We start from the raw sequence: 19319 nt of genomic DNA on the forward strand, positions 1-19319 counted from the left end.
CCTCGCTTCTTCAGTTCTAAGATTTGGGCGATCACTGCCATGCTTTCTTCATAGAGTGGGTCTCGTCCCCAACGTTGCAACTGCTGACTGAGTAAAAATTCTGCCTTCTGATCACTTGTGGCTGTAACCTGTTCAGTTCGGCAGCTTTGGGCACTGCCACCTGCTTCCATCCGCATGCAGCCCGTGGTTTCAGAGCAGAGAATGGTGCAGCAGTCTGCATTTAGATTGGTAGAACTGAGACGCAGTCCGGTTAAGTCTCCGATGATTTCACCTGCGTCGGCTGTGGGAATTGCCGCCAGTTCAGCTTCAATGTCAATCCCATTGGAACCTTTGAAGTAAATGTGCTTCAGGTCATAATCGCCCCCCGTTTCTTGGTAGGAGACAGGTTCCCACTCTAGACGGCTAGCGAACCAACCTAAATACATTAAGGCTTGGGCAGCATTTCCCTTTTCGTAATCGATGGAAATTCGATCGATTTCCCCTAAGGACGATCGCCGTTCTGGGGGGTCAAAGGCAGCGGCAGTGAGTTCTTGCCAGGCAGATAGACGATGCCAGTTTAGATCGGCAACATAGGTATCGGCTTCAATGAGCTGTTGAATTTTGAGGAATTCTGACTCCGGATCACTGAAGAAGGAGGAATCCAGGATGATGCAGTTACAGCTATCCTTCAGCTGGTTGAACAGCTCTTGCTCCAGGTTCGGCGTGGCTTTCCACCAGACAAATTTGGGCAAGCCTGGAATCATTAGAGAGGTAACGGTATTCCCGACTCGATTGAGAGCATCCTTCGTTCCCCGCAGGGTGATGTACTCGCAGCAAATCAGGCTACCGCCAGAGGTGGTCTTCTCGATCGGACAGTAGGCAGATACTTGAGCCGTTACTCCTTCATCTTTGCCAAATTCAGGACAGAGCGTGACAATGCGGCAGGGATTTTGCACTGCGATCGCCTCGCTGATGCTGTAACCCCGATTGTCCATGTTGGAATACTTCAACTGTTCGGGGGGTAATTCTGCCGCTTCCTTGCGGAGTCGAGCCAGCGTTTCGGTGTCTACTCGTCCGGTTAGCCGCAATCCGTATGCTTTCTGCGCGGAGCGCACCGCTTCCTTTGTGGCTGAACCATTCACTCCATCGATCGCTTCCTTGTAAAAACCCAACACGGCCAACAATCGCTGGAACTCCTCTGGCTCGTACACTACCATACTGAAAGTAGAGGCCCGAACCGCTCCGGGTGTGCCCTTTTCGCTGTTTTGGCTATGCCAGATCTGGCTCAGTTCCGCCTCAATTTCGCTGACGGAAATATCCTTAGGTTGTTGTAGGGTAACAAGTGGTGTCGTAGTCATGGGCATGGATGGGTTATTAAGAATAGAATTTGCGTTTAATCTGCGTCATTGCCTAAAGTCTGCGCCAACGATGGCCATCTCGGTTGAGTAATAATTCCGCTTCGATCGGGCCCCACGTTCCAGCTTCGTAGAGGGGAATTGATTCGGGAGGGGCTGGAGATTCCCAGGTGTTGAGTAGCGGAGTCAGAATTCGCCACGAAGCCTCCACTTCATCACCACGAGTAAACAGCGTTGGATCGCCTAGCATACAGTCCACTAGTAAACGGGCATAGGCATCTGTATTCGCCTGACCAAAAGCGGTATCGTAGCGGAAATCCATTTCCACCGATCGCGTCCGTAGAGAGGTTCCGGGAGTCTTCACCTCAAAGCGCATGGCAATTCCTTCATCCGGCTGAATCCGCATTGCCAGTACATTGGGATTGGCCTGCCTTGAGGCAGATTGGAACATCAAAAATGGGACTTCCTTAAATTGAATCGCAATCTCCGACACCTTTTTGGGCATTCGCTTGCCCGTTCGCAGATAGATCGGCACCCCCTTCCACCGCCAGTTGTCAATGTAAAGCTTCACGGCTGCATAGGTTGGAGTGATGGAATCAGGACTGGCTCCCTCCTCTTCCCGATAGCCCGGAACCATCTTGCCATCTCGCCATCCTGCGGTGTATTGGCCGCGAATGGCCGCCATATCGATTCGTTCGGTATCAGCCAGACGGGTGGCTTGCAGTACTTTTACTTTTTCATTGCGGATACTGTTGGCATCCAGGGAGTTTGGCGGCTCCATTGCCGTTAGACAAAATAGCTGCATCAGGTGGTTTTGCACCATATCTCGCAACGCCCCAGAGGTTTCGTAGTATCCAGCCCGTCCCTCCAGCCCCACCTTTTCCGCCACGGTAATCTGAATGTGATCGACAAACTGGCGATTCCATAGCGGTTCAAAAATGGCATTAGCAAAGCGGAATACCATCAGGTTTTGAACCGTTTCTTTCCCCAGATAATGATCAATTCGGTAAACCTGGTTTTCATCGCAGGTCTGCTTCACCACCTGGTTGAGCGATTGGGCAGAGGTGAGATCACGCCCAAAGGGTTTTTCAATCACCAAACGCTGTTTAGCCGGATCCGGTAACATCTCAGCATCACCAAGCTGCCGAATGGCTTCTGGGAAAAAGCGTGGAGCCACAGCCAGGTAAAACACTCGATTGCCGCGAGTTCCCCTTGCTTCATCCAACTCCTCTAGAAAGGCCTTGAGTTTTTGATAGCCTTCCGAGTTATCAATATCTGCTGAGAAGTAAAATAACCCCTTAGCAAAACTCTGCCAAATTTCTTCCTTACCTAATCCACCACCAAATTGCTCGATGCCTTCCCGCATGTGCTCACGGAAGTAATCGTGGCTCCATTCTCGACGAGCAACCCCCACGATCGTCAGTTCGGGAGGCAGGCGGCGTTCTAGCTTCATTTGGTAGAGCGCGGGAACCAGTTTGCGCTGCGTGAGATCACCAGAGGCCCCAAAAATCACAAGAATCTGAGGTTCTGGAACGCGATCTTGTTGTAAACCAACGCGGAGAGGATTTTCAACTAGATTGATCATGTTTGGGGAAAGTTAGAGAGTAGGGATAGGGAGTAGGCTTCATCCGGAAGCAGCTCAGGTGAGCTTTGCCGAACCCTTTTGCCAGGGAGAAGGGGAAAGAAAAAGGAAAGGGACTAGAAGTGAGAACTGAGTGGGTGAACCTGATCGATAAACGGAGAAATTGATGAAATCAAAATCGTGATGAGAGCGATCGATTCTAGCCCCTAACCTAGAACGGCCTTTGGGGGTTTGGCTGTAGTGATTCCTACGAATTGAGAGGTGGGTCTAGCATAGGCGATCGAGATTAAACGAGTGTTAAAGGGGGTGAACCAGACTCAGTTCTGGCTAACTTCTGGAGGCAACGGCTTCTTGCTGTTCCCGTAAATGGTCTTGGATGAAGGATTCGACCAGAGCTACATCCTCTTTGCTACCAATCACCAGCGGAGTGCGGGCGTGGAGCTGATCAGGGATTACATCCAGAACTTCCTGAATTCCGGTAGTCGCTCGACCTCCAGCTTGTTCCATCAAGAAGGCCAGGGGAGCGGATTCATAGAGTAAACGCAGTTTGCCCTCTGGCTTTTTCACCGTGCCAGGATAAAGGAACACACCACCCTGGAACAGAATTCGGTGGATGTCCCCCACCAATGCGCCGCTATAGCGAGCTGTATAGCCCTCATGTCGATGAACATAGCGAATGTAGTTGCGAATGGAATCTTCCCATTGCCAGAAGTTTCCTTCATTGACGCTATAGACCGGGCCGTGCTCAGGGATTTGCACATTCTCGCTCGATAGAATAAATTCACCGAGGCTAGGATCCAGAGTAAAGGCGTGCACCCCTCGCCCCAGGGAATACACCAACATGGTGCTGGGGCCATACAGTACATAGCCTGCCGCAAGTTGCCTGCGCCCATCTTGCAATAAGTCCTGAGCCGAGCCGTCCAAATCTTCTCCTTCCTGCCGCCGAATCGAAAAAATGGATCCCACATTCAAATTAATGTCCACATTGGAGGAGCCATCGATCGGGTCATAAAGCAGAGTGTAGCGACCCACCGGACAATTCTCTGGAATGTAGTGAGGTTTGTCCATCTCTTCAGAGGCTAGACGGCAAACCAGACCGCTTTGCTCAAACACAGAGATGAACACTTCGTTGGCATACACATCCATTCTTTTGACGGATTCACCCTGAACGTTGGTTCGCCCCGTAAAACCCAGAGCATCTTCCACCAATCCAGCTCTAGTGAGACGACGGGCAATTAGTTTCGCGGCCAACGCAATCCGATTCATCAGAGCACTCAAGTCTTGGGCATCGGCGGAGAAACTCTGAAGTTGTTGCAATACATGGCGAGAAAGCGTGGTGCAGTCTCGATCGAGCACATATTGCCGATCGATAGCTAACGGTTGCTCAATTTCAGTCATATAACTTATCCTTCCGTTATCATCTGCCCTTCCCTTCCTATAATAGGGAGGCATTTTTGGAAGCTGCCTGAGCTTTAGCTCATCTTCGGAATTGTGAACGAATCACAGGCACCATGAATGATGGGTTGATGGGAAAAGCTTTAACATGAAGCCCGGATCAACAAACTGCAATTAAATCAACACGAAACGATACAAAACTTGGCGATCGTCCCATTAAATTTGAAGAATCCGTGCGAGGACGAGCACAGCCATCCCTATCAGGCAGATAATATGTATCGATTGTAATAAACGATGATGATCAGGTCGGCAGCATTCAGCGATCCGGGAGGCAATATGGGAGGACAACGGCGCATTGGGATTTTGACGAGTGGGGGAGATTGTGCCGGATTGAATGCCGTGATTCGGGCGGTGGTTCATCGGGCCGTATCTGCCTACGATTGGGAAGTCATTGGCATTTGCCGTGCTACCCAGGGGTTAATGCAGCGTCCTATGGATGTGGTCATACTGGACATTCCCCAGGTGGATTCGCTATTGACGGTCGGCGGAACCGTGCTGGGTACGACCAATAAGGGAAATCCGTTTGCCTTTCCCATGCCCGACGGCACTCTGGTCGATCGATCGGCGGAAATTGTTGCAGGCTATCATCTACTGGGTTTAGATGCCATCATCGGCATTGGAGGGGATGGCAGCATGGCGATTCTGCGGCGGCTGGCCCAGCAGGGAAACTGGAATCTGGTTGGCATTCCCAAAACCATTGACAATGATGTGGGGGCAACGGAACGCGCGATCGGGTTTGATACGGCAGTCAATATTGCCACCGAAGCCCTCGATCGGCTGCACTTCACAGCCGCCAGCCATTCCCGCGTCATGATTCTGGAGGTCATGGGGCGAGATGCCGGACACATTGCCCTCAGTGCGGGAATTGCGGGGGGAGCCGATGTAATTTTGATTCCTGAAATTCCCTATAGCATTGAAAAAATTTGTGAAAAAATTGAGGAACGCCAACAGCGCGGACAAAACTTTTGCTTGATGGTGGTGGCGGAAGCGGTTCGGACGGAAACCGGAGAATCCATTACCCAGGTGCAGTGCCAGGGTGAACAACGATTGGGTGGGATTGGCCATTATCTGGCCGATCGAATTTCAACCTGTAGCGGCGCTGAAACCCGCGTTACGGTACTGGGGCACATTCAGCGAGGGGGAATTCCCTCACCGCTCGATCGCCTGACGGCTGCTGCTTTTGGAGTCGCTGCGGTTGATTTGATTGCCGAAGGTAAATTTGATCAAATGGTGACCTGGCAAAACCGGCAAATTGTCAGTGTTCCGATTGAGTCAGCGATTCAGCAGTACAGCACCGTTGATCCAAATGGAACATGGGTCAAGACTGCGAGGGGATTGGGTATTTGTCTGGGGTCGTAGTTTCTCCTGTTCCCTGTCAGCCGTTGCAGAGGTGAAATCGCTTAAGGCAAAACTCTCCAGACCTTCACCGTCCTATCCTCACTACTGCTGACCAGGGTTTCCCCGATTGGGCTAAGCAAAACAGCATAAACCGAACCTGAATGGCCCTTCAGGCTGCGAAGGAGTTGTCCGTCCCGGTTCCACAACTTCACAGTTTGATCGGCATGACCACTGGCGATCGTTTCTCCATCTCCACTCATACTGACTGTGAAGACCTGCCCCCCTTCTTCCCCAAACCGATGGATGGCTTCCCCCGTCTCTAAATTCCACATTGCAATGCCATTTTGATCGCTGCCGCTCACCAGGTGTTGTCCATCCGGGCTAAAGGACAGGGCATTGATATCACTGGCATTACTTTGGAGGGTACGCAGCCGTTGCCCCGTCTCCAGCTCCCAGATCAGGATGGTTTGATCCACGCCACTGGTCGCCAGCAATCGGCTATCCTGGCTCACGGCAACGGCCAGCACAATCCCCCTGTGCCCCCGCAGGGTTTGCCGCTCCTGCCTACTGTCCATATCCCAAAGCTTGACGCTGTGATCGTAACTACCGCTCACCAGGGTTTCACCATTGGGGCTGACCACAATGGAGTTGACGAAATCCCGATGCCCTTGCAGTGTCGTAATTTCGGTTCCAGTTGCGACATCCCACAGTTTAATGGTGCTGTCTTTGCTACCACTCGCCAGGATACTACCATCCGGCGTAAACGCAAGGGAATAGATCCAATCATCATGCCCAGTCAGGGTTTGCAGTTCCTGTCCACTCACCAAATCCCATAGCTTAATTCTGCGATCGTCTCCGCCACTGGCCAGCACCGCACCATCAGGACTCATTGCCAGGGCATTCACCTCATCCGTATGGCCTTCCAGGGTAAAAGCAAGGGCGATTCGACTCCAATTGCCAGCCGATCCAGTGGCTTCAATAGAGGCATCGGAGGATTCCCGGAGAGAGGATTCAGCATCCGCAAAATTGAACTGCGATCGCAGCAGCCAAAATAAGCCACCCCCCACCAGAGCAGTCGCCAGGAGTGCCATCAATAGGACGATCGTCTCGTTGGACTTGGGCTTAGAAGACATTGCAACTCAATTCACTCTCAAGAATTCACTTTCAGGTACACGATCCGCCATTTGGGTAAGACCCACCGATCCATTGCCTCTAGAAAAAGCTAACCTCACTCCCCACTCCTCACTCCTCACTCCTACGAACAATCCAAAGCAATGCTCCCCCCGTAATCGCCCCATAAATTAGCGCATTCACAATCAGTCTAGGCACCAACCCCTCGATCGCTCCAGGGGAAAGCCAGATGCCGCCATAGCAAATCATTTGCACCGGAATCCACCAGGCTGCCCGCGATTGTTTCTGGCGCAGAATCATCCATTGACTGAGGCCCAAGATTCCGCCCACGACCCCACCCCGCACAAAGGGGGGAAACGGCTGCCCAATAAAGGCTCCTAAGGATAGCCCCACACCGCTGGCCAAAATCCATCCGGTCGATCGGGAGATCACCATCTGTAACACGAGCCACTGAGCCGCGCCAATTACCAATCCAATAATGGCGTTGATCACACCGTTGAAGCTGGGATCTGTTAAATCTAAAAAGCCTCGTCCCGTCTGAAACATAAACCCGGTCATCACAAAACTGACCACCGTAGCTAAGACCCAAAGTGCCCAAAAGTTTTTTCCGGCATTGGCCCGATCGTCCGTAGAGTGAGCTGCGGGGGGCTGAGGCGGCTGAGATGGCTGGGGGGGCAACACACCAAGCGGTTGGGCGGCAAAGTCGGGTGGAGAAGGGTATGCGGGCGGATAGGAGGGGGAATGGGGAACCCCCGGATAAATTCCCGGATTCGCAGATTTGGCGGTGGGAATCAGCGGTTCCGGCTTTGGCGTTGGTAGTTGGGCGTTCAGAGGCAGTTGCCCAGGCGGATATTGCCGCAACACAATCATGGAAACATGGAGATCGATATGTCCCAACCGCAGGGTGCTACCCTGACTGAGTTGCCGTTCTCCGTAGGTTAAGAGTTGCCCATCAACCAGAGGTGGATTCGTTTCTCGCAGATTGCGCACATAGAAGCTGCGATCGTGGGTATTGAAAAAAATCTCAACATGCAGTCCCGAAACCGTAATATCCGACAGCACAATATCACAGCGCACCGGATCACGCCCAATCCGAATTCGTCCCGCTTGTCGGCTCGGTTGCTGCGGCGAAATGATCTGGCTGTGAGCCTGTCCACCCTCCACCCATTGCAGCGTTAACTCATGCACCAGTTCAGGAATTAAAGTAGGGTCAGCCACGGGGAGTGGAGCGGAAACTGGAGGCGCTTTCTGTAATGTTTCCTCTAAAGCTTGCAGAGCTTCGGCCGCCGTTTGAAACCGATCGCGGAACTGATAGCGCGTCATGCGATCGAGCACCTCAATCAACCCTGGACTGGTTTTAACCAAATGATGCCAGCGAATTTCCCCAGTTTGACTATCATCTTCTAGCTGGGTGGGATACAGCCCGGTCAACGCCTGAATCCCAATCATCCCCAATGCATAAATATCGCTACAGGGTCTCGGTTTGCCTCGGGCCTGCTCCGTAGGCATATAGCCCACTGTACCAATCCGGGTGCCAGGAGCCGCCAGGCTGAATTCACCAGAACCATCGGGCTGAATCCGCACTTGTTTAATCGCCCCAAAATCAATCAGCACCAGAGAATTATCCTGCTGTCGCCGCATGATGTTGGCGGGTTTAATATCTCGATGGATTACCCCCTGAGCATGGACATACACCAGGATTTTCAGGACTTCTCGCAGCAGTTGAATCACCTGCTCTTCTAACCACCGCTGTTCGGGTTGGAGTTCCGCTTCCAGGGTATGTCCTTCAACGAATTCCTGAACCAGATAAAAGTCTTCCCCCTCGGTGAAATAGGCCAGCAGTCGCGGAATTTGTTTCTCGCTACCCAGTTGAGCCAGAGCTTCCGCTTCCCGGTTGAAAAGTTGTTGGGCTTTGGCAATATGTTTCGGATTATTGCTGGCAGGCTTGAGCTGTTTGACGACACAAAGCGGATTTCCAGGAAAACGAGTGTCCTGTGCCAGATAGGTTTCTCCAAACCCGCCAGAACTCAAACGTTGTGTGATGAGGTATCGTCTGTCAATGAGATGCCCAATCATCAGTCAGCCTACCCTGGATAGTGCTTCAGCCGCCATACCATTTGTTATCCCTGCTACCTTGAGTCTACGTCAAACTCACGGCTGCGAAAAATATTATGGTGAGTCGCTCGCCCGGTACGGAGGCTGACCCATGCTAACCCATCTCGCGTCCCAACCCACACTTTATTTCCGGTATCGGTGGACAGGGACAGGACTCGGCTGGAGGGCAAACCTGCCACTTCCGTCACGATCGCCCCATTATAGTAATTAACCCAGTAAAGCCCATTTGTGGTGCCAACCCAGAGGTTACGGGCATTATCAAACCTTACAGCCGTGACGTTCCGCCCCCGAAACGCAGTGACCGATCGCAATACATCCCCCGTTTCCGGGTCAATGACAAATAAACCGTTCGGTGTCGCGGCCCAAACATTGTCATCAGGGCCAATGGCAAGATCCTGAATGGCTCCCCCCGGAAACGCTTCAAATCGCCTCAGGATAAAGGCACTGGCTGTATCCACTCGCACCAAACCGTCCTGCGTTCCCACCCAAAGCTGTCCCTCTGCATCCAGGGTCATGGCATTGGCACTGGTTCCGGGCAAATCTTGCAGCGTCGTCATGATCAGCCCTTCATCGGGACTAATGAGCACCAAACCGCGATCGGTTCCTGCCCAGAGGTAGCCCCGGCGATCGACCAGTACTGACAAAACTCGGTTAGAGGGCAGAAGAAAATTGCGGGTTGTCACTTCATTGGTCCGCGGATCCACCCGTTGCAACCCTTCATAGCTGCCGACCCAAATCCGTCCGACTTTATCTTCCGTCAGGGATTCAATCACAATGTTGGGCAGGCTGACGCGGGCAATAATCCGCCCTGTGTTGGGATCCAGATGCGCCAAACCCTGCCAGGAACCGACCCACAGGTTGCCACCCACATCTCGCTGAAGGGCCGGAACCCGATCGTCAGCCACCACGGGTTCCGTTACGGGAGACTGCTGGGCGATCGAGGGTTCTGGAGCGAGTGAGGCTGAATTGAGTGATTCCGGAAAGATTAGGGAGTCAATTGCTGGAGGAACAACGACTGCGGAGAGAGGTGGCGTAAAAAAGGGCACAAAGACTTGCCACGTTCGGGCAAGGGGGGCGAAGGGAGTTAAAACCATCGCAGCCCCAAGCACTGGGAAAAAAGCATTCAACGGAGAGGCCATGAAGTCACCTCATCGGTACCAACGATAAATTTGTGCCTCAAAGCTTATCGCTTTTTCGTCGTTTATAGCTCATCGTAAATTCCCAGCGTCTTTAAATCCGTTGGCGGGCGATCGCTACTCCAGGCCCACCAGACCGTACCACACTGGCAGTGATAAAACTCTTGCCATTTGCGACGGTGATCTTCGGTAAAGACGGGTGCTCGACGGTTAATCCAGACCTGATGGGCTTCCAGGGGCGATGCTTTACAGGCAGGACAACCAAAGGCATGGGCATGCGTTGCCGATCGAGTCCAGTCGGGAGGAGTCAGAGCGAAGGCATCCATTCTGTGCGTGATTAAACTTCAAGGAGGGAGGTGTCTTCTCAAGGATAAAGGATAAAAGTGGAAGGAAACAGGCAGGCAGAATCAAGGGGTGGGTTCAACTATTCCACAGTAAATTTCCCGCAATATCTCTTCAAAACAAGCGGTGCAAAGGTTTAAGAATTACAATAACCGCTGGAATTTCCTGATTAAAACCCGGTGCTTCTTTTAAAATTTGGTGTTTTAAAACACAACTGCGTCAATTCCTGAATTCTTAGTTATTCTCTGTAGAGGGGAAATAGTTGCGCTCGCCTCCAGCCCTCTATCTGATCTGCCCCTGTTCTCGTGTAAGGACTTCGACTTATGGGTTTCCTCAACTTAATTTCCCTGGTTGGGATCTTTGGGTTATGTGCGATCGCCTGGTTGTTTTCAGAGAATCGTGACCCGAAATATTTTCCCTGGCGAATTGTGCTTGTGGGGCTGGCGGTTCAGTTTGGGGTAGGCGCTCTGGTGTTTCTGGTACCCCTGGCGTGGGGCATTTTGCAGTCCCTTTCAGGATTGTTAGGCATTGTATTTGAGGCGGCTGATGCTGGAGCCAGGTTTATCTTTGGGCGGCTGTTTGTGCCCTTTTCAGGACAGGATTCGTTTTTCCTAGTGCCACTGGTGCCCGGAGCAGAGAGTTGTGCAACGGACAGTATCGGTCAGGTGGTTCCAGGGTTTTGCGGCATTCGAGTCGGGTATATTTTTGCGTTTCGCGCCTTGCCCGCCGTGGTGTTTCTATCTGGGTTAATCGCGTTGTTCTATCGGATTGGACTCTTCCAACTCATTACCAATTTAGTCACCCGCGTGTCCTATCCCCTGATTCGACTCAGTGGTGCAGAAATCCTGGGGGGAGCCGCTAATATCCTGGTGGGCATTGAGTCTGCGATCGTCGTCCGTCCCTACCTCAGAAAAATGACCCGCAGTGAGTTGTGTGCGATTCTTGCCTGCTGTTTTGGCACGGCTTCCTCTGCTGCTCTAGCCAGCTATGTCAGTATTCTCAGACCGATTTTTCCCAATGTGCTGCCTCACCTCGTTGCTGCAACCATGATGGGAGTCCCCGCCTGCTTTCTCCTGTCTAAAATTCTCATCCCAGAGACGGAAACTCCTTTTACTGCCTGGCCTGTCTCGCCCGATCGCGCCATTAAGTCTGGCATTTCAGAACGCGCGTTTACCGATGAGCGGGAATTGGAGATTGCCCCAGAACGGCTCAGCCCTACGGAAGCAGCGATTTCAGGGGCAGTTGAGGGGGTCAAAATTGCGATATCGATCGTCGGTGCGCTGATTCTGATTTTAGGGATTGTGTATTTGCTGTATGGATTCCTCAACTGGTTGACCACCCTTCCGGCTCCGCTGGGTAATTGGTTTCGGGTGATTTCGCTCCCCAACCTTTTGGGCATTCTCTCCCTACCCTTTACAGTCATGACGGGAATTTCCCTGAACTGGAGTGAACTCTGGCAGTCTTCCGTGCTGATCGGTCGCAGGCTATTGGAAACGGCAATTTTACCCTATCAGTCGATCGTTTCCGGCGTTTCCGGCGTGGGCGATCGTTGGGTCGGCGATCGGGCGTTGCTAATTCTCACCTATACCCTGTCTGGATTTGCCCACTTTGCTTACTGGGGCATTGTGGTGGGTGCAGCGATCGCCCTGGTTCCATCTCGTCGTCATGAAGTAATTGGACTCTGCTGGAAGGCGTTTCTGGCAGGAATTTTGGCGACCTACATGGTGGGCTGTATTGCCGGATTTTATGAAGGAATTTTTGGCGCAGATACGATCGCGGTTTTGGGAAAGTCGTGATAGGAGTCGGGAGTGCGGTAGGGGCGAATCGCGATTCGCCCTCACAAGGAAGTATGCCTGTGTTAATCTCCAAAGCCCAGATAGCCGCGAGGGGTAATCATTGTGTTGGCGTGGATCTGGGTGCTGCGGTTGCCGATGATCACCGTAGTCAGCATATCGATCGGATTTTCCAGGAATTTGTCCAGGGTGGTGAGGGTAATGTGTTCATCGGGACGGTAAACCGATCGGACGATCGCCACTGGAGTCTGTGGATCCCGATATTCCAGAAAAAGCTGCTGGGCTGTTTCAATCTGGTGAACGCGGGTTTGCGATCGAGGATTGTACAAAGCGGTTACGAAATCTGCCTGGGCAGCGGCAATTAATCGTTGTTTAATGACATCCCAGGGCGTTAGCAAATCGCTGAGGCTGATGGCGCAGAAATCATGCATTAAGGGCGCACCAACCCTGGAAGCGGCGGCTTGGAGGGCAGAGATCCCTGGGAATACCTGCACATCCGGCGTTTTGCCATCCCAACCCTGCTGCTGAAGTTGTTCCAGTACCAGGCCTGCCATGCCATAAATGCCACAATCGCCCGACGAAATTACCGCTACCGTTAGCCCCCACTGAGCCAGTTCGATCGCCCGTTCAGCTCGCTGCCGTTCCTGGGTAATCGGCCAGGCTTCAATGATCTGCCCTGGATGCAACAGGGCGGAAACCAAATCAAGATACAGCGTGTAGCCGATCACAACATCCGCCTGACTGATGGCCGTCTGGGCTGCGGGAGTCATCTGAGTCAGTTCACCCGGCCCCGTTCCCACCAACCACAACCGCCCCGATCGCCCTGTAAATTCCTGTTCTGCCTCTGCAATGGCGACGGTAACGGCTCCTGGCTGCCCGGGCTGGCGAAAGATGGTTTTGGCAACTCGCAGGGGGGAGGATGACTCTGAGGGAATGGGACTTGCCTGGGTAATCTCTGCCTGGGTAATCTCTGCCTGGGTAGTCCTGTCTTTGGCAGGATTCTCCTGGCTAGCTAAGATCGCTGCGGCCTCAGCCACGCTGGGAGTCCCTACTTCTGCCGCCACAACATCCGAAGGAGTAGGAACCACAACCGATCGCAGTTGGTCAGCCGCAAAGCAGCGCAACGGCCACTGGCGATCGTGGCACAGTTCCAGAATGCCCGCTTCATCTGACTTCAGGTCAATTGTGGCAATTCCAGCGATCGCTCCCTCGGCAAACTGATGGGTTTGGCAAACCTCCTGAATGGCTGATTCAATCAACGAACGAGCCGTTCCCCGCTCGCAGCCTACCCCAACCCACAGGACTCTGGGATGCCATTGAGCTTGAGGGGGTTCAGTCTCAGGAGAGAAATGCCGTTGGATCGGGCTGATCCAGAGATGGGGCTGAGGGAGTTGGGAGTCGGGAGTCGGCAATTGAGGGTTGAAGGGCGCATGAGGGGTTTGTTCGATGGCACCTGCTTCTGGTGCAAACACCACGTCCTCATCTTTCCCTGCTCCTTGCTCCTCGATTCCTGATTCCCCCTCCCCATGTCCTATGCCAAACGGATGCACCTCTGGCAACCCCTTCTGCCACAGCCTTGAGCCTGCCTCCTGAATCACCTGAACCGATCGCCCCTGGGCCACTGCGGCACTCACCCCAGTCCAGTTCCCTGCCCCCCGCTGCCAGCCAAAGGGCATCCCCAACAAATCGATCGCAGGTAAGTTCAATCCATTGGCTCCCCCCGTGAGAATTGGCGTTGCTCCTAGCTGATGGGCGATCGATCGAGTCAAAGCATCCGCTCCGCCCTGATGCCCGCCACACAGGCTGATGACATACCGTCCTGCTAAGTCAACCACTACGATCGCCGGATCGGTGGCTTTGTCTTGCAGCAAAGGCGCAATCAACCGAACCACTGCACCGGTGGCTAAACAGAACACAAAGCTGTGATGGGTTGGCCAGAGGGTTTCGAGATGGGCTTTGAGGGAGCCGGAATAGGTCTGGATGGTGCAAGTAGGAAAATCAAGAGACAAACCTGGGCGAAGGGTTTCGGGAATCCACAACGTTGCGGCTCCAGTCTGCCAGAGAGGCTGAAGCACGGTCATTCCCGCCGGAGTCGTGGTCATCGCGGCGATCGGCTGAAAATCCTGAAACCAGTTGCCTGGATTGCCTGGCTGGTTCACCTAGCTGCTCACCGTCAGTAAAGGACGGAACCCATGCTTACGGGATACCTGACCAATCAAGTCCATTTTCTCCAGGGTGATCTGGTTACGCCCCCAGGAAAAGTTGGTGTATAGCTTCTCAAATTCCAACAGCATGGATTCGGCAAAGCAGGCAAACAACTGCCGGGCCGGAGCATCCATGTTGACAATTTTCATAATTTTCCAGTCAATATCCAGGGAATGTTCCACAATGCCGCCATTGAGCACATAAACGCCTGGATGCTTCACCAGATTAGACATATTTTTGGGATAGCCGCCATCAATCAGCAAGCAAGGTTGCTTCAGTTGGGTTGGATCAATCTCCATCCCCTTCGGCATACTGGCCACCCAGACAATGATGTCTGCCTGGGGTAATGCCTCTTCCATCGCCAGGATTTTGCCGCGCCCCAGTTCTGCCTGAAGTGCCTGGAGCCGCTCCTGGTTTCGGGCAATGAGCAACAGTTCCTTCATATCCGTGTGGGCATCCAACCAGCGACAGACGGCACTGCCGATGTCCCCCGTGGCTCCGCAGACCGCGATCGTGGCTTCTGACAGATCAACCCCAACCTGTTGAGAAACCTGCTCCACCTGACGGCAAATGATGTAGGCGGTGTGCGTGTTTCCCGTTGTGAACCGTTCAAACTCCAGCTTGATGTTGCGAACCTGGCTAATTTGCTGCAAGTTGAAGTTTTCAAAAATAATCGAAGAGAACCCCCCCAGAGCCGTGATATTAATCCCATTCTTTTGGGCATGAGCCATGGCATTAACAATTTTGCGCGTGGCGGCTTTAATTCGGCGACTTGCCAGCATTTCCGGTAAAAAACAAGACTCTACATACCGTCCTTCGATTTGCTGCCCTGTAACACTAGTAACTTTGATAGTGTCTACGATTTGCGGCGGGGCACTGCACCAAAAATCTAGCCCTTGATCAGCATATTCTGGATAACCTAACTCCCTAGCAACGGACTGGGCGTGTTCTAAACTCGTGAGATGACCGATTAAACCAAACATGGACAGCTATAATACCAAGCCTTGTGGAATCGAATGACAGTGATATGGATTAGTGCGAAAAATTAAGCACTTTCAAAATACTACACAAAATAAGCCTCCGACGAATCCAGAGAAGTTCAGCAGGAACAATCGGGCTGAAATCGTCTTTAGCAGCCATAAGGAGATAAAAACAACCTCCCCAGGTCTAGATCAACTGCCTAGCGGGGGATATCGGATGATTAGAATACCCGATCGCCTTTCCTGACTTAAGTTTTGATGTCACTCATCTGTCACTCATGAGCAACAAACCCAAGTTTACCCTTTACCACTTTACCTTTCTTGATTAAGAAGAATCACCAAACCTAACACTTAATTACAAGATAACCCCAGGAAATTTACTGAAGCCAGGGGGAATGGTAGGTTGAGTGTCACGACTTAAATTAATAGTCACGGCTTAAATTCAACTGCTCTTTTTGATTGATACCGCAATGTACGATAAAAAGCCTAAAAAAGATTGGTTAACGGCGGGTGTAACGGCTGCTCTTGGGGCAGGCGTAGTGACAACGTTTGCGATTAGCCAGGGGCAACATCCCGCTCTGGCGCTGGGTATCACGGCATTTGCTACCATTGCGGCTCTGGTGGTCGAGCAATGCTTGCAACTTTCAAAACAGTAATGTTCAAAACAATAATTTAATTGACTCATAGAGCTTGTATTTTCCCTGTTTCTCGTTGGAGCAGGGAATTTTTCATGTGGGGGTTACTCAAGCCCGAGTAGTTTCCCTTACGAAGAGACAGAGTTTCAGTATAAAAAATCTCACTTTTCTGTATTTTTACTCATGTTTACTTAATGCAGACACAAAGATGCTATGAACTTGGTGGTAATTCACGGATCAGAGCCAGGGAAATTTGAGAACGTTTACAAAGGCAAATCAAAAGGCAAGCCTTGCTATAAACTTCCGCTTCCCTCCACCCTATGCGTAACAATTCCCTCCGCAGAGCGATCCGCATACCGCTTCCTGCTTCCCGTCCCGTCGCTCGTAATGGCAAGGTTAACGAGAACGATTCAAATGACCTCTACAGGCTAAATTTGGGTGCTGGCAGCCTGTTGACGCTAAATTTATTGAATCGTGGCCAGCGATCGCAGATTGGGATACAAATCTTCACTTTGAGACGCTCCAGAGCCGCAGTCCTGAAGGCGATCGGACGACCGGACTTTAATCAGCTCAGTCCAAGGGAAATTCGTCGCAATTTGACCCAGATTCGGCAAACTAACGTGGGTGGGGGCAATCGACGGTTACTTCAGCTTCAACTCAATCCAGGTGAACACTACATTCGGATCTTTCGGCGCAAAGGTTCAAACAGTCGCTATCGATTGAATTTAACCGCAGAGCCGATAGAACCGATCGCTCAACCTATCCCGACTCCCTCGATCGTTCCTGTCCCTCCTCCGATTCCTGCACCTGCGCCTATCCCAACCCCTATCCCTGTACCTGCGCCTGCGCCTGCACCTGCGCCTATCCCAACCCCCATCCCTGCACCTACACCTGCTCCGACTCCTATCCCAACCCCCATCCCTGCACCTGTTCCGACTCCTGCGCCTATACCTGCTCCGACTCCCATCCCTGCACCCACACCTGCACCGACTCCCATCCCAACTCCCATCCCTGCACCTGCGCCTGCACCGACTCCCGCTCCCGCCCCAACTCCCACACCCGATTTTGGAGTCAATGCCGGAGAAGACATTTCAACCTCTAAATTTGCCTGGGTTGGAACCTCCCTGGCTGGCTCGATCGCCCCTGAAGCATTCCCCTCGACAGTCAATTGGACACAGACAAGCGGCCCGGGCGTTGTCACTTTTGCCGATGCAAACAATCTACTGACTTCAGCAAAGTTCAGCGAACCCGGAACCTACGTTCTACGTCTCACTGCGAGCAATGGCGATCGGCAGCAAAGTGATGAAGTGACAGTCACTGTAACCCGTCCAACGGTAAGAATCATGCCGCTGGGTGATTCGATTACCCACGGTGAGGTTAATTTCAATAGTTATCGGCGGCCGCTATGGCAGCGACTGCAACAAGAAGGGTACAACGTTAACTTTGTCGGTAGCTCTACATTGCATTATCAGGGAAGCGAACTTTTCGTAGGCCTGCCTCCCAATCCAGATTTTGATATGGATCATGAAGGCTATTCAGGCTACCGCACAGATCAAATTTTAGGACTGATTAATAATTCCGCAACAATCCAGCGTCCCGATGTCGTATTGCTTCACCTGGGCACGAATGACCTGCTGGCGTGGAATAATAGAACGATCGAGAGCGTTATCAGCAATCTAGGTCAAATCATTGACACTCTACGAAATGTCAATCCTCAAATCGCCATTTTGCTGGCTCAAATCATTCCTGGCAATAACGGTTGGCCTGGAAGTGAAAATTTTCCAGTTTTGAACGCAGCAATTCCAGGTTTAGCCGCTCAAAAACATCGATCCGACTCTCCGGTGATTGTCGTGGATCAATTCACTGGATTTGATCCCAATCGGGATAACTATGATGGGTTGCATCCCAATCCGACTGGAGAACTCAAGATGGCAAATCGCTGGTTTGAGGCGATCGAACGGTTGATGAACTGGGGGAACGAACGCTATGGACAGGGTAGGGTTGATGAACTGATCGGCACTCCTGGTGCAAATACCTTTGTGTTAGGCAAACGGGGCTCACCCTACTACAACAGTGGCAACAACAGTTCTCCTGGACTGGAAGACTATGCCCTGATTAGAAACTTTGAGGTGGGAGTCGATCGAATTCAACTGGACGGGAATCCCAATGATTACCTTCTGAGCAACTCACCCATTGCTGGCATCATCGGCACAGGCATTTTCTTAGATACAAACCGGAATGGGGTGCTCAATCCGACGGATGAGTTGATTGGCATCGTTGAAAACCGAACGGGACTTAACCTGACGAACACGGAGCAGTTCACTTACGTTTAGGAATGAAATCTAATCATCTGGAATTCTTGTGGGGTGGGCATCTTGCCCGCCCAGTCCACGCAGCAGAACCATTACACAGGTTATTGCTTCCACGAACCTAAACAACCGATGCCCCTAAACAAACCGAGTCAACTGCACCCGATAGCGTTCCTTCTTCGTCACGGAAACCTCGCCCACCTCCAGACGACCCTTCCCGCGAATGGCCACCAGATCTCCAGCTTTGAGTTGATGACTGGACTGGGTAACTTCCCGCCAGTTGACCCGGACATCGCCCCCGGTGATTAGATCCGCCATCTTACTCCGCGACATCCCAAATCCAGCAGAGGCCACCGCATCTAACCGCATAGAAGCCTCTACAGTCGTTAGTTCCTTCTTCTTGGGTTCGCGGATTTTAAGTTCGCTCAGGTCAATGCGGCGGGTTTTGACGGGAACCGATCGCACCTGCGTCAAGCTCATTTCCAGAAATTCCACCAGTTCTGGCACCACGATCGCCTGTGCACCGCGATCGCCTGAGACAATAATATCGCCAACCTTTTCCCGCACCAGGCCTGTACCCAGCAGTGCGCCCAAAAAATCCCGGTGAGTGGCAGGGTCAAACAAAAAATTTCCAGCAATTTCGATCGCAGCAATTTCGACCTGAGACACATCCAGGGGTAAATCCGATCGGGCAATGGCGACTCGCTGCCGTTCTGCCTGAGGATAGCCGCCCCAAGACAGCATCTCTACCTCCGTCAGACGACTGAACATTTGCTGAACATCGGCCCACTCAGGCGGCGATAAAAAGTCCGTACAGACCACCTCCCAGGTTTTGATCGCTTGTTCGGCCTGGTCAATGACTCGGACTGCCGTTTCTCGGTTTTCAACTCCACTGAGAAGATTTTCGCGTGGCAACATCGTAATGGGGTTCCTGTGCTGGCGGATCGGTTGCACAATCACAACC

At 52.2% G+C, this 19319-nt stretch carries 14 protein-coding genes (1 of these 14 cut by a window edge); 4 read left to right on the forward strand and 10 right to left on the reverse strand.

The window, feature by feature from the left end:
• The 3 genes from opcA to fbp form a co-directional block, all read right to left on the reverse strand.
• A protein-coding gene (gene opcA, locus ACM1PF_RS08755) for a glucose-6-phosphate dehydrogenase assembly protein OpcA (protein WP_416674055.1) crosses the window boundary here: on the reverse strand, positions 1 to 1337 show its 5' portion. It extends 4 nt beyond the left edge of the window; the window shows 1337 of its 1341 coding nt (coding positions 1-1337); the start codon lies at positions 1335 to 1337; its stop codon lies off the left edge, out of view.
• A 52-nt stretch (positions 1338 to 1389) separates the two neighbouring features.
• On the reverse strand, positions 1390 to 2919 hold the full coding sequence (gene zwf / locus ACM1PF_RS08760) for a glucose-6-phosphate dehydrogenase (RefSeq protein WP_416674056.1): 1530 nt from the start codon (positions 2917 to 2919) through the stop codon (positions 1390 to 1392).
• A gap of 324 nt (positions 2920 to 3243) precedes the next feature.
• A complete protein-coding gene (fbp, locus tag ACM1PF_RS08765; protein ID WP_416674058.1) occupies positions 3244 to 4314 on the reverse strand; it encodes a class 1 fructose-bisphosphatase in 1071 nt (356 codons plus the stop codon).
• A 333-nt stretch (positions 4315 to 4647) separates the two neighbouring features.
• On the opposite strand from fbp, the gene ACM1PF_RS08770 reads away from it, so the two are divergent.
• On the forward strand, positions 4648 to 5730 hold the full coding sequence (locus tag ACM1PF_RS08770) for an ATP-dependent 6-phosphofructokinase (RefSeq protein ID WP_416676598.1): 1083 nt from the start codon (positions 4648 to 4650) through the stop codon (positions 5728 to 5730).
• Positions 5731 to 5771: 41 nt separating this feature from the next.
• Here ACM1PF_RS08770 and ACM1PF_RS08775 read toward each other — a convergent pair whose 3' ends face one another.
• The 4 genes from ACM1PF_RS08775 to ACM1PF_RS08790 all read right to left on the reverse strand — a co-directional run bounded on the left by ACM1PF_RS08775 (position 5772) and on the right by ACM1PF_RS08790 (position 10417).
• Positions 5772 to 6842: a WD40 repeat domain-containing protein gene (locus ACM1PF_RS08775; RefSeq protein WP_416674059.1), complete on the reverse strand. Its 1071-nt coding sequence runs from the start codon at positions 6840 to 6842 to the stop codon at positions 5772 to 5774.
• A gap of 109 nt (positions 6843 to 6951) precedes the next feature.
• Entirely contained in the window at positions 6952 to 8916 is a 1965-nt protein-coding gene (locus ACM1PF_RS08780; protein WP_416674060.1) for a protein kinase domain-containing protein, read from the reverse strand.
• Between the two features lie 53 nt (positions 8917 to 8969).
• Positions 8970 to 10094: a ligand-binding sensor domain-containing protein gene (locus ACM1PF_RS08785; protein ID WP_416674062.1), complete on the reverse strand. Its 1125-nt coding sequence runs from the start codon at positions 10092 to 10094 to the stop codon at positions 8970 to 8972.
• 62 nt (positions 10095 to 10156) lie between these two features.
• A complete protein-coding gene (locus tag ACM1PF_RS08790; RefSeq protein ID WP_416674064.1) occupies positions 10157 to 10417 on the reverse strand; it encodes a hypothetical protein in 261 nt (86 codons plus the stop codon).
• A 339-nt stretch (positions 10418 to 10756) separates the two neighbouring features.
• Here ACM1PF_RS08790 and ACM1PF_RS08795 point away from each other — a divergent pair, with 339 nt between their 5' ends.
• The gene (locus ACM1PF_RS08795; protein ID WP_416674065.1) at positions 10757 to 12229 is read left to right on the forward strand and encodes a nucleoside transporter C-terminal domain-containing protein; all 1473 of its coding nucleotides are present in this window, start codon (positions 10757 to 10759) and stop codon (positions 12227 to 12229) included.
• Positions 12230 to 12291: 62 nt separating this feature from the next.
• Here ACM1PF_RS08795 and cobJ read toward each other — a convergent pair whose 3' ends face one another.
• Together cobJ and ACM1PF_RS08805 are read right to left on the reverse strand one after the other, a co-directional pair.
• A complete protein-coding gene (gene cobJ / locus ACM1PF_RS08800) occupies positions 12292 to 14328 on the reverse strand; it encodes a precorrin-3B C(17)-methyltransferase (protein ID WP_416676599.1) in 2037 nt (678 codons plus the stop codon).
• Between the two features lie 57 nt (positions 14329 to 14385).
• Positions 14386 to 15414 (reverse strand): long-chain acyl-[acyl-carrier-protein] reductase, encoded by a 1029-nt coding sequence (locus ACM1PF_RS08805; protein WP_416674067.1) that lies wholly within the window; start codon positions 15412 to 15414, stop codon positions 14386 to 14388.
• A gap of 467 nt (positions 15415 to 15881) precedes the next feature.
• Here ACM1PF_RS08805 and ACM1PF_RS08810 point away from each other — a divergent pair, with 467 nt between their 5' ends.
• Positions 15882 to 16067, forward strand: a complete 186-nt coding sequence (locus ACM1PF_RS08810) for a hypothetical protein (protein ID WP_416674068.1) — start codon at positions 15882 to 15884, stop codon at positions 16065 to 16067.
• A gap of 299 nt (positions 16068 to 16366) precedes the next feature.
• On the forward strand, positions 16367 to 18379 hold the full coding sequence (locus tag ACM1PF_RS08815) for an SGNH/GDSL hydrolase family protein (protein ID WP_416674069.1): 2013 nt from the start codon (positions 16367 to 16369) through the stop codon (positions 18377 to 18379).
• 114 nt (positions 18380 to 18493) lie between these two features.
• Here the strand turns inward: ACM1PF_RS08815 and ACM1PF_RS08820 are convergent, their stop codons facing one another.
• On the reverse strand, positions 18494 to 19273 hold the full coding sequence (locus ACM1PF_RS08820; protein WP_416674071.1) for a photosystem II S4 domain protein: 780 nt from the start codon (positions 19271 to 19273) through the stop codon (positions 18494 to 18496).
• Positions 19274 to 19319 lie beyond the last annotated feature (46 nt).

Source organism: Egbenema bharatensis FJBBOT/2019 (assembly GCF_048077055.1).
In the GTDB taxonomy this organism is placed as follows: domain Bacteria; phylum Cyanobacteriota; class Cyanobacteriia; order Elainellales; family Elainellaceae; genus Egbenema; species Egbenema bharatensis.

Coding starts and splice junctions, on each gene's coding strand:
- zwf (WP_416674056.1), bottom strand. CDS start 2,919: ATGATCAATCTAGTTGAAAATCCTCTCCGCGTTGGTTTACAACAAGAT.
- fbp (WP_416674058.1), bottom strand. CDS start 4,314: ATGACTGAAATTGAGCAACCGTTAGCTATCGATCGGCAATATGTGCTC.
- ACM1PF_RS08770 (WP_416676598.1), top strand. CDS start 4,648: ATGGGAGGACAACGGCGCATTGGGATTTTGACGAGTGGGGGAGATTGT.
- ACM1PF_RS08775 (WP_416674059.1), bottom strand. CDS start 6,842: ATGTCTTCTAAGCCCAAGTCCAACGAGACGATCGTCCTATTGATGGCA.
- ACM1PF_RS08780 (WP_416674060.1), bottom strand. CDS start 8,916: ATGATTGGGCATCTCATTGACAGACGATACCTCATCACACAACGTTTG.
- ACM1PF_RS08785 (WP_416674062.1), bottom strand. CDS start 10,094: ATGGCCTCTCCGTTGAATGCTTTTTTCCCAGTGCTTGGGGCTGCGATG.
- ACM1PF_RS08790 (WP_416674064.1), bottom strand. CDS start 10,417: ATGGATGCCTTCGCTCTGACTCCTCCCGACTGGACTCGATCGGCAACG.
- ACM1PF_RS08795 (WP_416674065.1), top strand. CDS start 10,757: ATGGGTTTCCTCAACTTAATTTCCCTGGTTGGGATCTTTGGGTTATGT.
- cobJ (WP_416676599.1), bottom strand. CDS start 14,328: ATGACCACGACTCCGGCGGGAATGACCGTGCTTCAGCCTCTCTGGCAG.
- ACM1PF_RS08805 (WP_416674067.1), bottom strand. CDS start 15,414: ATGTTTGGTTTAATCGGTCATCTCACGAGTTTAGAACACGCCCAGTCC.
- ACM1PF_RS08810 (WP_416674068.1), top strand. CDS start 15,882: ATGTACGATAAAAAGCCTAAAAAAGATTGGTTAACGGCGGGTGTAACG.
- ACM1PF_RS08815 (WP_416674069.1), top strand. CDS start 16,367: ATGCGTAACAATTCCCTCCGCAGAGCGATCCGCATACCGCTTCCTGCT.
- ACM1PF_RS08820 (WP_416674071.1), bottom strand. CDS start 19,273: ATGTTGCCACGCGAAAATCTTCTCAGTGGAGTTGAAAACCGAGAAACG.